This is a genomic window from Cellulosilyticum lentocellum DSM 5427 (assembly GCF_000178835.2).
Classification (GTDB): domain Bacteria; phylum Bacillota; class Clostridia; order Lachnospirales; family Cellulosilyticaceae; genus Cellulosilyticum; species Cellulosilyticum lentocellum.
Map to the genome: position 1 here is coordinate 3,148,148 of NC_015275.1, position 15,853 is coordinate 3,164,000.

At 34.2% G+C, this 15,853-nt stretch carries 19 protein-coding genes; 3 read left to right on the forward strand and 16 right to left on the reverse strand.

What is annotated here, in order from left to right; genetic code table 11:
* Positions 1–13: 13 nt before the first annotated feature.
* The 4 genes from fliB to cls form a co-directional block, all read right to left on the reverse strand.
* Complete coding sequence (gene fliB / locus CLOLE_RS14495; protein WP_013657881.1) at positions 14–1,168, reverse strand: flagellin lysine-N-methylase; 1,155 nt, start codon at positions 1,166–1,168, stop codon at positions 14–16.
* Between the two features lie 28 nt (positions 1,169–1,196).
* Positions 1,197–1,406 (reverse strand): hypothetical protein, encoded by a 210-nt coding sequence (locus tag CLOLE_RS14500; protein ID WP_013657882.1) that lies wholly within the window; start codon positions 1,404–1,406, stop codon positions 1,197–1,199.
* A gap of 91 nt (positions 1,407–1,497) precedes the next feature.
* Positions 1,498–1,932, reverse strand: a complete 435-nt coding sequence (locus tag CLOLE_RS14505; RefSeq protein WP_013657884.1) for a YaiI/YqxD family protein — start codon at positions 1,930–1,932, stop codon at positions 1,498–1,500.
* A gap of 76 nt (positions 1,933–2,008) precedes the next feature.
* Positions 2,009–3,430, reverse strand: coding sequence for a cardiolipin synthase (cls, locus tag CLOLE_RS14510; protein WP_013657885.1), 1,422 nt, complete (start codon positions 3,428–3,430; stop codon positions 2,009–2,011).
* 149 nt (positions 3,431–3,579) lie between these two features.
* Between cls and CLOLE_RS14515 the strand changes: the two genes are divergently transcribed.
* Both CLOLE_RS14515 and CLOLE_RS14520 read left to right on the forward strand, forming a co-directional pair.
* Positions 3,580–4,392, forward strand: a complete 813-nt coding sequence (locus CLOLE_RS14515) for a hypothetical protein (protein ID WP_013657886.1) — start codon at positions 3,580–3,582, stop codon at positions 4,390–4,392.
* A 1-nt stretch (position 4,393) separates the two neighbouring features.
* Positions 4,394–5,449 (forward strand): hypothetical protein, encoded by a 1,056-nt coding sequence (locus CLOLE_RS14520; protein ID WP_013657887.1) that lies wholly within the window; start codon positions 4,394–4,396, stop codon positions 5,447–5,449.
* 79 nt (positions 5,450–5,528) lie between these two features.
* Here CLOLE_RS14520 and CLOLE_RS14525 read toward each other — a convergent pair whose 3' ends face one another.
* The 4 genes from CLOLE_RS14525 to CLOLE_RS14540 all read right to left on the reverse strand — a co-directional run bounded on the left by CLOLE_RS14525 (position 5,529) and on the right by CLOLE_RS14540 (position 9,008).
* On the reverse strand, positions 5,529–6,269 hold the full coding sequence (locus tag CLOLE_RS14525) for an acyl-[acyl-carrier-protein] thioesterase (protein WP_013657888.1): 741 nt from the start codon (positions 6,267–6,269) through the stop codon (positions 5,529–5,531).
* Positions 6,270–6,380: 111 nt separating this feature from the next.
* The gene (gene queA / locus CLOLE_RS14530; RefSeq protein ID WP_013657889.1) at positions 6,381–7,403 is read right to left on the reverse strand and encodes a tRNA preQ1(34) S-adenosylmethionine ribosyltransferase-isomerase QueA; all 1,023 of its coding nucleotides are present in this window, start codon (positions 7,401–7,403) and stop codon (positions 6,381–6,383) included.
* Between the two features lie 199 nt (positions 7,404–7,602).
* Positions 7,603–8,349, reverse strand: coding sequence for a GNAT family N-acetyltransferase (locus tag CLOLE_RS14535; RefSeq protein ID WP_013657890.1), 747 nt, complete (start codon positions 8,347–8,349; stop codon positions 7,603–7,605).
* A 131-nt stretch (positions 8,350–8,480) separates the two neighbouring features.
* Positions 8,481–9,008 carry a DUF5662 family protein gene (locus CLOLE_RS14540; RefSeq protein WP_013657891.1) on the reverse strand — a complete coding sequence of 176 codons (528 nt, stop codon included), beginning with the start codon at positions 9,006–9,008 and terminating at the stop codon, positions 8,481–8,483.
* A 466-nt stretch (positions 9,009–9,474) separates the two neighbouring features.
* On the opposite strand from CLOLE_RS14540, the gene CLOLE_RS14545 reads away from it, so the two are divergent.
* Positions 9,475–10,119, forward strand: coding sequence for a hypothetical protein (locus CLOLE_RS14545; RefSeq protein WP_013657892.1), 645 nt, complete (start codon positions 9,475–9,477; stop codon positions 10,117–10,119).
* 95 nt (positions 10,120–10,214) lie between these two features.
* Here CLOLE_RS14545 and CLOLE_RS14550 read toward each other — a convergent pair whose 3' ends face one another.
* The 8 genes from CLOLE_RS14550 to whiA form a co-directional block, all read right to left on the reverse strand.
* Positions 10,215–10,937, reverse strand: a complete 723-nt coding sequence (locus CLOLE_RS14550; protein ID WP_013657893.1) for a pseudouridine synthase — start codon at positions 10,935–10,937, stop codon at positions 10,215–10,217.
* 153 nt (positions 10,938–11,090) lie between these two features.
* A complete protein-coding gene (locus tag CLOLE_RS23115; RefSeq protein WP_013657894.1) occupies positions 11,091–11,231 on the reverse strand; it encodes a hypothetical protein in 141 nt (46 codons plus the stop codon).
* Positions 11,232–11,369: a hypothetical protein gene (locus CLOLE_RS23120; RefSeq protein ID WP_013657895.1), complete on the reverse strand. Its 138-nt coding sequence runs from the start codon at positions 11,367–11,369 to the stop codon at positions 11,232–11,234.
* A 47-nt stretch (positions 11,370–11,416) separates the two neighbouring features.
* The gene (locus CLOLE_RS14555) at positions 11,417–11,866 is read right to left on the reverse strand and encodes a hypothetical protein (protein WP_013657896.1); all 450 of its coding nucleotides are present in this window, start codon (positions 11,864–11,866) and stop codon (positions 11,417–11,419) included.
* A gap of 9 nt (positions 11,867–11,875) precedes the next feature.
* Entirely contained in the window at positions 11,876–12,646 is a 771-nt protein-coding gene (locus tag CLOLE_RS14560) for a DUF3221 domain-containing protein (RefSeq protein ID WP_013657897.1), read from the reverse strand.
* A gap of 205 nt (positions 12,647–12,851) precedes the next feature.
* Positions 12,852–14,435 carry a SpoIID/LytB domain-containing protein gene (locus CLOLE_RS14565; protein ID WP_013657898.1) on the reverse strand — a complete coding sequence of 528 codons (1,584 nt, stop codon included), beginning with the start codon at positions 14,433–14,435 and terminating at the stop codon, positions 12,852–12,854.
* 178 nt (positions 14,436–14,613) lie between these two features.
* Positions 14,614–14,880, reverse strand: a complete 267-nt coding sequence (locus CLOLE_RS14570; protein ID WP_013657899.1) for an HPr family phosphocarrier protein — start codon at positions 14,878–14,880, stop codon at positions 14,614–14,616.
* On the reverse strand, positions 14,873–15,838 hold the full coding sequence (gene whiA / locus CLOLE_RS14575; protein WP_013657900.1) for a DNA-binding protein WhiA: 966 nt from the start codon (positions 15,836–15,838) through the stop codon (positions 14,873–14,875). Before whiA ends, CLOLE_RS14570 begins: the two co-directional genes overlap by 8 nt.
* Between the last annotated feature and the right edge of the window lie 15 nt (positions 15,839–15,853).

Sequence of the window (15,853 nt, forward strand, 5' to 3'; positions counted from 1 at the left end):
CATCTTTCAACTTTTACTTATTTTCTATAGCTTTTATCAATTGCTTTCTATAGAGCTCATTATGATCAAAAACCTTGGTGAAAGCTTGTAAAAAGTTAACGACTTTTTCCTTGGTTAGTGATTCATGATGAAGCACTAACCCAATAAGATGTAATTCTATAAGCTGCTTATAGGTTTTTAAATAAGCTAAGCTTTGTAATAGAGTTTCTCCATCCAAAGGCACGGCTCGTTCATAAATATAATTCACAAAGTAGTTCTCCAGTATATAGCTATAGGAATTTAAGAAGGTTTCTTCATAAATCTGGCAACCTTTTTCAAATTGTTGCTTATTAAAACCACCTTCTTTGTCTAAACCTTGTAGCATCTCTTCATAAAAGGCTTCATAGGAAGGTGAAGGCCACTTTTTACCGTTTCTCATGCTTTTTAAAGCATCTAGTAAGATGACATATGCACGCTCATCATAACTAGCCTCAGACACTATGGTTTTATTTTGCCTTTCATTAAATGTCCTCTCTTGAATAAAACTTGGTATTTTCTTTAAGGCCCCTATTCTCACTAAATGATCTAACTCTCTCATATAAGCTTCTAATTTTAAGAAACGAAGTTGAAAAGGATCTTCTCGCTTTTGTAAGCGTTCAATAAGGAACTGTCTTATCTCTAAAAGGTAATCCTGATAACCTTTTGGTTTTTGTGGATTAACGGTAAGCCTTGCACTAATCACCACTTGCTTCTCAGCTCGCTCTTCTTCCTTAAAGGTGATTCCCTCTGGATTTAACAAAATTCTTCTGGCTGCTTCCGGACAAGATAATGCTAAAGAACACTCTAAGGTATCATTGACCTGATTAAAGGTACGTGGATAGAGCTGACACGTTTGACTTAAGTACTGCTCTCCCAAATGAGTGTAAAGGTCACAAAGTCCCTCTGAAGATAAGAAAGCACAACGGTTATTCTTAAGTTTAATCTTAGCTACATGTTCGCTACTAACCGGCCCCTTCTTAGCAACTAATTCTTTATCTAAACGCTTTTTCATCACAGGGTCTTTTACCTTTTTATATTTTTTATAAGTTGCTTCATCAATGGCAATATACCAACCTGCGCAGCAAGTATCCTGGCAGACACCACCTATACACCTAAAGGTGTCAAAATAACTAGGTACCCTATATTTCATGATTCCTCTCCTTAACCATTAACTTTATTTAAAGTGAACGATAAGCTTCCTTAATCGCTTCCAGCTCCCTCATATCAAACTTCTTAGCTAAATAGCTGGTTTGATCTACTCGTCTCATTGCCTTACTCATTTGTTCTTCAAAAAGTTCAATCTCTCTCGTTTCATCTGTTGGTACTTTACTTAATCTTCTTCTAATGCTTAAAATCTCTTTAATAATCGTTTCTTTTGGACTACTCATTTTAATTCCTCATTCCTATTTGTTTCATGTTTGCTTACTTTAGCAACTACTTGACGTACATGATTATTATCAAAAGCAATCTTCACATCTATCATTGCGCTTCAATAACCTTTATTAAACTAGCTTTAAAAGCTTCATTTTGCTTAGGATCTCTTTTCTTTGGACCTTTTGTTCTTCCGCCTTGTCTTCTTACTTCTTTGGCTATATGTCTACTAAAAAGTAAAGTAGATAGATTATCATCTGAAAAAACAAGACCATTTTGATTCATAGCCTTAGCTTTTTTAGCTAAGGCCATAGCTGCTAGTCCATAATCCTGAGTAATAACTAAATCACCTTCTTTTGTATCGTTGACTAATACAAAGTCTACGGCGTCACTACCTTTTGTCACTACTTTTGTTATAGCTCCTGGCTTTTCAATATGATGAGAGGTATCACAAAAAATAATAACCTCTATAGCATAGCATCTAGCCACCTCTAAGGTAAGGTCAATGACTGGACAACCATCACCATCTATTAATATTTTCATGTGTTCCCTCCTTATTTTCTTTATTTTATCCTGTTTATTGTAGCACTATCTTAGGCTTCTTAGCAAATAACATTCTCTACAAGAGTGGTGACAATAGCCTACTAAGAGATTCTTCTATGCGTTCAAACCAGCTTCTTTTCTTAAATTCTTCTAGTAAAATCTCTTTGCAATGCTTTTCATCCTCTAGAAAAATGACTCTATAAGCTTCTGCTACCCCTTGGTCATACATAATGGCATTAGATTCAAAGCTAATCTTAAAGCTTCTAATATCCATATTGGCACTTCCAATAGAACACATTTTGTCATCTACTACAATAGCCTTAGCATGTAAGAAACCATTATAACAAAAAACTCTTGCTCCCATCTCTAACAACTCTTCTACATAAGATAAAGTTCCTTTGTAAACAAAGCGTTTATCAGGAAGCCCAGGAATCATAATCCTCACATCATTTCCCGAGTAACACGCTATACGTATGGCATCTAAAAAAGATGCATCCGGTATAAAGTATGGAGTTTGAATATAAACATAATTTTCTGCACTCTGAATCATTTTAACATAGGTAAGCTTAATATTTTCAGTTGTTTCATGAGGTCCACTAGATACAATTTGAATAGGAACAGTCCCTGTAAAATGCTCTTTTCTTTGAAAATACTTGACCATATGCTCCATTCTTCTCCCCGAAACGTGTCTATAGTCTAATATGAAACGCATTTCCATTAAAGCAACCGCTCCTCCTACAATACGAAGATGTGTATCTCTCCAAGGCTTTAATCTCTTATCCATTCCTTGATAGCTATCTGATAAATTCATACCACCTATATAGCCAATCTCTCCATCTATAATCACAAGCTTTCTGTGATTACGATAATTCGCTTTTAAACTAGCAGTAGCTTTAAGAGGTGAAAACATATTAACTTCTATGCCTGCTTTTTTATACTTTTTATAAACCTTCATTGAATCTTTCACTTGTCCTAAAGCATCAAAAAGTACATTAACCTCTAACCCTTCTTCCTTCTTAGCTTTTAAAACCTTAAAAACAGCTTCTCCAATTTGATCATTACCTATAATGAAATATAAAAGGTGAATATACTGCTTAGCTTCTTGTAAATCCCTTAATAAATCTTCATATTTTTCTTTTCCATCTGTATAAATCTTGACTTCATTATTATTAGTGCATAGAGCTTGATCTACTTTTAAATTCATTTGCATCAATTGCTTATAAGTGGCATTGACTTCCCTCCCACCACTTAAATCTCCTAATTGACGGTCTACAATACGTTTTACAAAACGTTCTTCTTGTTTCTGAAGACTTAATGCTTTCTTACTGGTAAACCCTCTTCCAAATAGTAGGTATAAGAAAAAGCCCACCAAAGGCATAGTGGTTAAGGCTAATAACCACGCCATAGTCGTCACAGGATTACGCCTTTCTAAAAAAATAACGGCGATAATAGCAAATAAATTGAGAATCAGTACAATAGTAACAACAATACTGAGCATAAGTCCTCCACTTCTAGCTGATAGTAATTTCTAAATTTCAAATACTGTTAGACCCCTCTAAAATAAGAACTTTGTTTATGTTTCTAGTTTTTTTATGATACAATACTTTTTGTAGACTAAACAAGACTCGATAAAGGTGGTGAATAACGTTGAAACTGAAAACTTTTCTTATTTTATTTTTTATAACATTCATAAGCGTTTATGTTTTATGTGGTTTTTATCTTCGTACACATCCACGTTATGTGCCACAAGTTCAAAAACAAGATTTAACTCCTATCTTAAACCAAAGCACTTTTACAGAAGCTGACTACAATACACTGTTTGAACAAACTGGGGTAACTAAGCCACTGATTGATGAAATGCGCACTATGCCCAATTTTATAGAAAAAATGGAATTATTTCAAGACAACTATTTAAAAGAAGTATCTGTCACCAGTGAATACCTGCCTCCTGTTACAACTTCTGAAATACTAGACGCCAGCCAATCTGGTTTTCAACTAGGACCTTATCATAATGGCTATGTGCTCCTTACTCAGTCTACCTATACAGCCAATTGGCGACATGGACATGCTGGTATTGTTATTGATGAAGTAAGAGGTATTACTTTAGAAGCACTTAACCCAGGTACTTACAGTATGGAACAGCCTATTTCTAAATGGCAGTACTATCCTACCGTTAAAATGCTCAGACTCAAAGATGTCCCACAAAGTACTTTGGATGATATTGCTGAGTATGCGGCCACCCATTTAAAGGGTTTGCCTTACAATATACTAGCTGATAAAAACCAAGGTGAAGAGCCCTATGAAACTCACTGTTCTTTGCTGGTATGGCAAGCTTTTAATCATTTTGGCTATGATTTAGATGCCACAGGCGGTCTTTTTGTTTCACCTAAAAACATGGCTATGAGTCCTTTATTAGAACTGTTACAAATTTATGGTTTTAATCCTAATGAGGTGTGGTAACATGAAGAAAAAAATCAGTTTATGCATCACCTTATTATTAGCCAGTTTACTCGCTATTATCTGCGCTCATAAATTTTCAGCGTTTTCTTCATCTGAAGGAAGCGTTAAAGAAACTATTTTCTTTAACCAATTACAAGAAGATCAAAGCTTCCAACTAAAGCTTTTTTATGCTGATCCTGCCATGGAGCACTTAAAAAGTCTTTTGCTCACGTCTCATGATTTAAGTGTTAATAACGAAGCACTAGCTCCTTATACAGAAGGCTTTTTACCTCAAGAAACAAATAAGCGCTTATTAGAGTCAGTCAATACCTATAGGCAAGAACAGTCTTTAGCCCCACTTACTTATTTTTATCATTATCAAGAAGTTGGAGACTTTGCTTTTGTTTCATCTAGCGAGGGTGTAAATGCTCTTTACTTTGTTAACTTAAATACCCTAGAAATTAGTGTACCTCATATTAAAAGCGAAGAAGCTTATAACCCTCAATATGTTTATCATATTCAAGAGGTAAATAATATTTATTACATCCTTACAGCTGGTGTTAACAATTTAAAAGCTAGACTTTATGCCTTCTCTCCTTCTACCTTAGATTTAACGCTAGTTGGTGCTTTAACAACAGATACTACCGCTTTATCTAGTAAGCAATATGCCTTAGATACTTCTGGCAATGCTATCTTCACCCATAAGAACGGCCTTAAATTTTTAACCTCTACTGGTCTAAAAAGCTTAGACCTATCTTTTACACCTGAACAGATTATTTCTTCTAAAAACATTATCGGTGCCTTAACCATACAAAACGGTACACTTCTTTACGCCTTAGTCAATTCACAATTAGAACTCTTAGATACAGGTAGTTTAACTTTACCCAGCACTGATTTAAGTTTGATTAATAGCTTTATACAAAATGATTTACTTTATACGATTACCTATGACCAAGAACATCCTATATATCGCCATTATGTCTCTATTTATAGCCTTACCACCAAAACATCTGTGTTTTGCGTAGGGCTCTCAGATTATGATGGCCTAGCTTTATTACAAGCAGAACTTTTACCTTAAACTAATCAAGGGAGTGCTTAGCAATAAACAGCACTCCCTTTAAAATATCCTATGCTATAAATAGAAAATAAACTCTCCTCTATTTATTCTTTCTTAAAATGATTTCCGAAGTAAAATAATTCACTGAATCATCTAGACTATTTCCTGCTACCAAGTAATTTCCAGCCTCATTCTTGCCGATAATGAGTTTTGTTTCAACGCCATAAGTAATAGAAGCATTATAATTAATTTGAAGGCTTACTATCTCATTTTCTTTTAAAACCTCTAGAGGTAACATATCTACAGTCCATCTAATATAATGTGCATTATTCATATGACCATTTAAATCTAACTCTGAATAGTAAGCTTTACGTATTTGCTCTCTTAAAACTACCTCAGGTACTTCTATTTTATCTATTTTTCTGCCTTCATAAGGAAAATCTAAAACGGATAATGGACCTGTTGCACCTTTTATTCTGACAGGACGTCCTTTTTCAGCATCCATTAATAAATAATCTCCTGTTATACGCCCAATGAGTTCTCCCTTTTCATCTGTCAAATCAAAAAGTCTAACTGCAAAAAGCTTCTCATAACCTCCTGGGTAAGTTTCTAAAGACACCAAATCTTCCCATCTTGGATAAGTATCAATTTCATATTTTACTCGTGATAAGATCCAATAGTAAGTTGGCTTTTCTCCATTCTTATAAAAGTTAATCCCTAATTTTGTAGCATGCTTTGCTGCTACAGTCTGCATATAGCTACATAAGCCATTAATACTTAATTTCCCAGTAAAATCTACGACATCAAAATCTACTTGATAATTTTCTTTTAATCTACTCATTCTCCCCAATCCTTCCTTTTTCTATGGCACTCTAACATATCCTCTACCTATGAAGAGCCCTTTTATTCAAAAAGAAAGCGGACTACTGTCCACATTTCTAAGATGTCTTTCCTATTTTATCAACATGGCATCCCCAAAACTAAAGAAACGATAGCCTTCATTAACTGCTGTATTGTATGCATTTAAAATTGCTTCTTTACCGGCTAAAGCACTGACTAACATAATCAGTGTGGACTCTGGTAAGTGGAAATTCGTAATAAGTTCTTCCACACATTTAAAGGTATATCCTGGATAAATGAAAATATTTGTCCAACCACTACCTGCTTTAATGAGGCCTTTTTCATCTGCATTGGATTCTAAAGTACGTGTACTCGTTGTTCCAACTGCAATAACACGTCCACCCTCTGCCTTTACCTTATTAATAATAGTAGCATTTTCTTCATCTATGCTGTAATACTCTGAATGCATCTCATGATTTAGCACATCCTCAACCTTAACAGGTCTAAAGGTTCCTAAACCTACATGAAGCGTCACATAAGCAATCTTGACACCCATTTCTTCAATCTCTTTTAGTAGTTCTTTGGTAAAATGAAGCCCTGCCGTTGGTGCAGCTGCGCTTCCCTCATGTTTAGAATACACCGTTTGATAACGTTCTTTATCTTCTAGCTTTTCATGAATATAAGGTGGCAGTGGCATTTCTCCAAGGGCATCTAATACTTCTTCAAAAATGCCTTCGTATTCAAAGCGTACAATACGTTTACCATCTTCGATGATTTCTTCAACCTTAGCTTTTAATAGTCCTTCTCCAAAAATAATCTCATCACCTATTTTGGCTTTTTTACCTGGCTTCACTAGTACTTCCCAACGTTTTTCTTCTTTTCTTGTCAAAAGTAAAAATTCTACTTTTCCACCCGAAGGTCTAGCTCCAAATAATCTAGCTGGAATAACTCTTGTATCATTTAATACCAAACAATCTCCTGGTTTTAAATACGCTTTAATATCATAAAAATGTTTATGTTCGATTTCACCTGTCTTTTGATCTAGTACCATTAAACGTGAAGTCGTTCTATCTTTAAGTGGTACCTGAGCAATTTGCTCTTCTGGAAGATGAAAGTAAAAATCTGAAGTTTTCATTATATGCTCCTACTATCTTTGGTTTAATAAGCATTCATTGCCGTAGCAATATGCATTTTTCTTCAACAATCATAACACATTCTAGAGAGATATTAAAGGGATAAGAGAAAGGGAGCTCCTCACGGAATCTCCCCTATCTCTTACTCTATTTTACATTGACTCGCATTGTAATTGAGTTCTTCTACTTACTGAAGAAGTACTATTCCTCTAATAATTTTTCTAACCTTTTCTCACTTAGAATTTCATTAGTGATAAATCTTCCGTTATAAAACAAACTATAGGAAGTAGATGGCACAGCTGCTACTTGAGCCTCATTTGCTGACTTATATTCAATAGCTTTAAAGGCAATGCCTTTAGACGTTACTACTTGTTCAGCGAGAGGAACATATTTAGCAGTAAAAGGACATTGAGCACTATAGTAAATGACTACACCTTTTTCTTCTATCATGCCTTGCTTTGCACAAGTTTTAAATTTAGGCTTAAGAGTAGTTTCATCAAAAGGCAAATACATGAGGGTAAAGTAAGGATTAGCTTCGTCTGCCACTGTAAAACCCTTATATTTTAAAAAGGTTGGATCAGCTAAAAAAGGTCTCTTTTTGGCTGAGGAAATAATAACAATCCCTTGTTTACCTTCTGATTTGCTATTTTCAATACAACTGCTTAAAAGCTCATTAGCTATGCCTTTTCCTTTAAATTGTCCTGATACCCATAAGCAATTAATAAACATATAACCAGGTGCATCTACAGGACACCATGCTTTTTCAGCTGGTATGTATTCAATAAAAGCCTTTCCCCTTACATCAGCTTTTTCAAAGACTAGTCCCTCCTCTAATTGCCTTGACATCCATCTCTTTTTAGCTACCACCTGGCAGTCCTTATTGCTAGAAATGGCACAACATATATGTTCTTTTTCTAAATTTTCCTTGGTTACTCTAATGATTTTCATCCGTTTTCTCCCCTTAGCTTTTTTTAGAGTATAGCCTTCTAAATATGACAGCTACATGTCATATAAATTTCTTTATTTCTTATTATTAACTTGTTTTCTTTTCAAAAAGCGGATAACAGCCCTTACAATCCTTATTTTAAACTTCTCATATATTTAAAGGTGGTTTTCTCTCCTTTTGCTGCTAACATGATTAGTAACTGTTCAAGAAGCTTAGATGTTTCTGGATGTATGTTTCCGCTCCTCCTTTCTTTTCCGTTTAAGAAATATTCTAATGGTTGTCCTTCTGTATAAGCGTCCTTTAAATACGTTTTGCTAGCTGCTACTCTATCACAAAACATTTCTTTAACATAACGAAGAGGCATTTCAACAGGCTCAATTTTCTTAGTAGTAGGATTATAATCTGTCCAATATTCAAAATGATGTTTATTTCTCCCCTTATGATGAAGCCACGCTTTAGAATGGCCATAAGCTTCCCTTTCTGCTTCATTAGGACTTCTTTTCCCACTATAGTACTTTGCTCCAACAAAAAACTCTGAAAAGCTATATTTAGAAAGGTCATGAAGACACCCCTGCCAAAAAATACCTGCTTTATAACAGTGCACCATTACCATATATCTATGCTTATTAATCGTCATAAAATGATTCCATGCTTTTAACATTACTATTCTCCTTATTTTATCATCCACGTTTTATTATTACCTTTAATTCTACATAGTATTATATACAATTTCAACCAATCTGCTTTTATTCTATCTCTCTTCAATATATAAAAAATGAAGCACTCTTAAATAAGCATTTCGCTTTAATCATCATTTTTATTGACTCTATTCATCTAAAGAAGCTTCATTGGACTGCACCCACAGGCTTTACCCCATTCCTAATAGACAGACAACTATGAGCAGTACTTTTTTTCATACTTAAGTCCCCTTCGTTTATTACTCTATTGTCGCAATTACTTTTTCTTTTTTAACTTACTTATAAAAATAGAGCTTATTAAGCCGATTATCAACAAGTATCTCTATTCTTAATATTACATCAATTTACTTGTACTACAACTAACACTCATTGACGATATATATTACAGTATGGATTATCCATTAACATAGAACAAAGGAGGCTATTACCTTGAACATATCAGATTATATGAATTCTGTAACTACTATCACCTCTCCCTACGAGAAAGAAACATCGAAAAATGAATCTGCCTTACTTAAAGACCAATTTCATAAAGCGATTAAAGGTTATCAAGATGAATACTACACTGGCCTAACTGACGAAGAAAAAGAAGCTATCAAAAAACAACAAGAAGCTTATTTAGAAGCCCATCCTCTTAGAAATAAAGCTGATGTTATCAGATACAATCAGTTTACTAAAAACCTATTAAAACAATACGGCTTTAAAGGCGATTATAGTGAATTTCTACTCCCTACAGAAGCAGATGATGAAGCAAAGGCTTCTGATTTACAATTAGCTTATGAACAAGAAAGTTCAAAAAGCATGGCTTCTAAAGAACGTTTAAACGAAGAATCCGCTCATACCTTCGACTCTTCTTTAACCAATCCTACGAGTATTAATACTACTTCTTCTAGTAGCGAAAAAGAAGAATCTCATTCTACGATTGTCTCTAATCCTGATGGCTCTCAAACCTTAGTGCTACTAAAGGGAGAAATCATTGTTGCTAAATTCAATATAGGAGAAGCAGCAGCCGATGCTCATGATACACTAGAAAACGTCTTGATAGAACACCAAGATACAAAGATAAAGGCTTAATCACTTTAAGATATTAATAGAAAGTATTGCTAACAAAAATGATACAAAAAACACGATTTCATCGGGCTATATTAATCCTTATGAAATCGTGTTTTTTATTTGTTTTGCTCTATCTGATTAACTTTATTACCTTCAATCTCAGATTTTAGCGTTTCTACTTCTAGGTTTGTTAGTTTTCTCCACTCACCATAAGCTAATGGGCCTAAAGCGATATTTAATAAACGAATACGCTCTAATCGCACAACGTTATAGCCAAAAGCTTTTGTCATTCTTCTAATTTGGCGATTCATACCTTGAGTCAGTATAATGCGAAAAGTATCCTCATTTATAGCACTCACCTGGCAAATCCTTGTGATAACACCATCTCCTAAGTTAACCCCTTGACTCATTTTATGAAGAAAATCCTCTTCGTAGGGGCGATCTACTTGCACCATATATTCCTTTTCATGTCCCTTTTCTGCTTCTAATATATCGCTAGCTAAATCTCCATCATTGGTTAACAAAATAAGTCCCTGTGAATCTTTATCAAGTCTTCCCACTGGAAATAAATATGCTGGATAATTCATATAACGGATAATATTATCCTTCACTCCCTCCGCTGCTGTACAAACAATACCAACTGGCTTATTTAAAATAATATAGAGACGCTCTTTCTCTTTAACTGGTCTATCATCTAATAAAATCTCATCCGTTTCTTCTACCCATTGTCCTGGTATGCAAAGCTGACCATTCACCTTCACACGTCCTGCTACAATCAGCTGATGTGCCTGACTTCTAGAACAGATGCCTTTGTTACTTAGTAATTTATTAATACGCATAGTTTGTACCCCCTCTTGCATTTTATCATTTTTTTAATGCTTTATACAAATAGGTAGATACTTATAAGCAAAAGTAAAAATAAAGAAAAGGGATTCAAACTATAAGCACTTTTGCTCATAGTTCGAATCCCTTTTGCGTTAGTTATAAAGTTATTAATGATTATTTTTTGTGTTATGATTCCAATGCTTTTTAAAGTCAGTAGCTTTAGTTCCTGGATCTACTTCTAAACCACCTTTACTTCTACTTTTTTGAGACCCTTGTTGTGGCACTAGCTTTTTGGTTACTTCATCCACTTATTTCACCTCAGATTGTTTTGCCATTTTTTCTTTGTAACGCTGAAGTCCTGTTTGAGGGCGTTTCTTTTGTTCGTCTTTACTGAAGGCTTCAGCAGCAGCAGGGGTAAAACTTGCAAAACCTTTTTCTTTTGCCATACGATTTCCTCCATTAATAATAAATTACACCTTTAGTATGAAAAGATTTAGGAAAAATTATTTATATCATAAGCCTGTTTGTTTTTCCCATATTGTAAATCTACTTCTATTTTTATTGCAGATTGATTACCTAAAGTATTTAAGTATAAGGCGATTCGCTTTTCATCTAAGCCATTAATGGCAAACGCATATTGCTTATTTCCAGTAATTACTATAAGCTTCATGTTCTTTCCAATAGCTAATAATTGTATCTTATGCACTTGTTTTAAATCAATATGTACCTCTTTTCCTATTACACGATAAACAATTAAAGCTTCATCATTAATAGTTACTTTATAATTATTACAAGATATATTAACCAATAAAACAATTCCTAATAGCATGGCTGCTAAATAGGTCAGATTAATATTGGGAAAAGCTTCTATCATATATAAAACAGGTATAATAGCGTATAAACTTAATAAAAGAAAGGCACTTTTTCTGCAGTCAAATGTCATTTGTTTTTCCTATTGTATGACCTGAACTACCAAGGCTTCAGCTTGGCACGGATAAGATTCTAAAACGCCACCTAATAATTTTATTTTAATCTGCATACCTGTCTTTAAATAAGATAAATTCACCTTTTGCCCTTCAGAGTCTAGAATTGTCGTACTTGCTTTATTAATGGTAAGATAACAAGCATCTCCTATACTTTTTAGTGCTGCCTCATCAATACCTTTGACTAAAAGTATTTGATCCTTCACTTCTGTAATCTCAGCTGTTAAACTATTTTCCATGTCTCCTTGTACTATTGTTCCCTGAGACATGATATAACCTTTGACTGTTTCATAAATTTCTTTAGGTGCAAAATATCTTTTGCTTCCCGTTTCACTTTGACTAGTATCATATATTTCTATATAAGTTTGATTTTCTACATTAGGAAACACATAATAACAATCTTTGTCATTTACTTGAATCACCAGACTCAATGCCATATCATATATCATGTTACCTTTGTATGCTTTCCAATCTTTAAAATTCATCATTTCTGCTAACTGTATAAGCTGTTCTTTAGAAAAATGATAAATTGCATTAGGCACTTGTCCTTCCTCATTATAAATCGCTTGCTGACTGTCATAGATCTTTGCTATGACTTTATCTCCCTGACTGACTAAGTCTAACTGCTGATTGTCTCCATTGTTCTGTTTAGTCGTTCTTGCTACGATGATGACTATTAAGATCATTAACAGTAAGCTAATACCTGTGATAACTGTTTTTAAACGACTTTTCTTCACCATTTTCCCCTCCTCCTTATTCCATTCAATCTAATATATTAGACGTTAGCAGACTCGATTTGTTTCGTTTTTTAACTATTTATATATATCAATACATAAAACTATATATTTTCAATCATTTGATTACTACTCAATTATAAGATTATAAATAAAAGCCACTCTAATAGAAATACTATTGTTTATATTTCTCAAGAGTGGCTTTTCATTGCTATCTAGAAACCGTTACCCCACTATAATAATATTTCAAAATTTCATCGTACATAAATCCAGCCTTAGCCATACCTTTAGCACCGCTTTGAGACATTCCTACCCCATGACCATATCCAGCACCATAAATCGTCACATTACCTGTTGCTGTTTCTAAGCCTAGATGAGTTGTTGCTCCTGATGCTCCACTGCTACCATTTAAATAGCTTAAACCATTTTCGGACCATACAGCTACTTTACTAGGTAAGGTACTCATACTAGTACTATTCATGGCTACTAGACTATCCTTACTTACTTGCTCTTTGCCATAACCAGAAAGTACCGTAACAGTATTACTACTACCGCTTGAACCACCGCTATTTACATTTCCAATAGGACCATAAAAACTAAAATATGTACTTTTTAAAGAACCGGCAGTAGTTCCCGAAAAGAATGTTCTTACTTCTGTTCCTTTTACTGTATAAGTTCCTACTGTTCCATAAATGGTTAACTCTTTTACTCTTCCAGATAAACTTCTTCCTGTAATAGAAATACTAGTAGGCGTTCCAATATTAACTCCCTTACGGGTTAAAGCCGCTCCTATTTCATCCATTGAAACCGTGGCTGTCCATGCTGGCATAGCTGGCTCTGTTTCATACAAATCTACTACTGACTGTAAGTAAGCAATCTCACTTCCCCATACTTCTTTAGCTGCTTCTGTTACTCCCCCACTAGTAGAAAAGTATACCGCTTCTGCAATAGCTCCATTATAACGAATGACCTCATTATAAGTCATATCTACTGCTGCAGTCGTCGTATCCTTCTCCGCATTATAGCCACCGTAAGCTTGAGTAGAGGTAGTATCAACTACATTGTATCCAGAACTACTATATCTATTATACTGGTAAGTAGCAATAGATCTTGCTGCTACAGCTTGTGCCTTCAATGCTTCTATTGGAAAAGAAGCCGACATTTCTTTTGGTAATACACCATATAAATATTCTTCCATAAACAGAACATTATAAGGTGTTAATCCGCTATCACCGCCTAAGCCAATAGCCCCTCTATAGCGGCTACTACTTCCTACTTGCGTTAAATATAAACCTGAACTTAAATCAAAACTACAAAAAACTAAGTCACTCTTTTTAACAGTTACTAAAAGAAGTTGATTACTTGTATCATAGACCTCTACTAAGTTGCTACTTGGTACTGCTCCTAGGCTATTAGTTGCTTCTAAGCTATATACACTAAAAGTACCTGCTGAAGTATAACCTACTACTGCTGTGCTACTATATAATTTAGCAGCTTCTAATGCCGAAGAATAGTTATTAAAACTTAAACCTATATCATAATAACTATTAGATGTAGTTCTTAAACTTAAATTTGAAGCATTAAGTGCGCCTATAGCAGTAAAGCCTTTATCATCAAAATAACCTATCTCAAAGTTTTGATTACCTGATAAAACCATAGTTCCTTGGTTTTTATAAACTGATTCTAGCCCTACTTTAATCGTCTTAGGCACACTTGCCATGGTTACAATAGTCATGCTATACATGAAAACCAAAAATAGTATACCTCTTATGCATCTTTTTATTTGTCGCTTCACTGATGTGCCCCCTTATTTTAATCTGTATCTATTCTATATGTTCATGCTTTATTATAAACTACATCATTCCTTTAAATCTACAAGTAGTTCCAAAATGTAATTTACTTATAATAAAAGAGGCTATTATAAAAGCGATTGTACCAATCACCTTTATAATAGCCTCTTCAACTAAACTTAATTATTCTGCTACTTCTTGTGTTGTTAAGAACTTAATAAGTGCAGCTACTGCTTCTTCTTCATCTTGACCTTCAGCTACAATTTCAATATTTTGACCTTTAATAGCACCTAAAGACATCATCCCCATAATACTTTTAGCATTTACTTGTTTTTCATTTACTGTAACTGAAATATGGCTTTCATATTTACTTGCAATCTGCACAAATAATGCTGCAGGTCTAGCCTCAAGACCATTTTTTAATTCTAATTTAAGTACTTCTTTAACCATTTTTACTTCCTCCTCTTGTTTCTCTAATTTGCTCTGCTATTTCACTAATTTTCTTAAGCCTATGGTTAACACCTGATTTTCCAACGGGTGGCATAAGCAGTTCCCCTAGCTCTTTAAGTGAGCTACTTGGATACTCCAAACGATAAGTTGCCACTTGTCTTAAGTTTTCAGGTAATGCTGATATCCCTATTGTGTTTTGTATGAACTCAATATCTTGCATCTGCCGTACAGCTGCCGATACTGTTTTTTTCAAATTAGCTGTCTCGCAGTTAACAATACGATTGACATTATTTCTTACCTCTTTAACAATACGTACATTTTCAAGTTCCATAAGAGCTATATGAGCTCCCATAATATTGAGTAAGTCTACAATTTGTGTCCCTTCTTTTAAGTATAACACGAAATTATTCTTTCGTGGTACAACTTTAGGCTCCATCTCAAGAGAAATCATAATATCCTTCAAGAATTCAGCTTGTTTTTCCGTTTGATTAACAAACTCTAAATGATAGCCCTTCTCTGGGTCACTTACAGAGCCTGCTCCCAAAAAGGCTCCTCTTAAGTACGCTCTCTTGCAACAAATACTTTGTATAACGGTTAAATCCACATGATCTCTAAGGGTAGGATGACCTGATTCATCTTTTAATAATGTAGTTGCCCTTAAAATCTTTTCTGCTTCTTCACTGGTCTTGGTGACAATTACATAATTTTGCTTTTTATGCATTTTTTTATGTGTTTTAAGGACTACCTCAGTATTTATATTAAAAGCTTTTTTTATCATTGTAAAGTATTTTCTTGCAATAGCCGCATTTTCTGTTTGAAATTTAATACGAAACTGATGTGCTTCATATTTTACTTCTCCCGCCATAATAATCATGGCTGCAATTTCTGCTATCATACAATGTCTCGCACCTATCGATACACATGTGAGTTCTTTTTTTACATCGGAAGAAAAGGACATCTCAGTCACCTCATC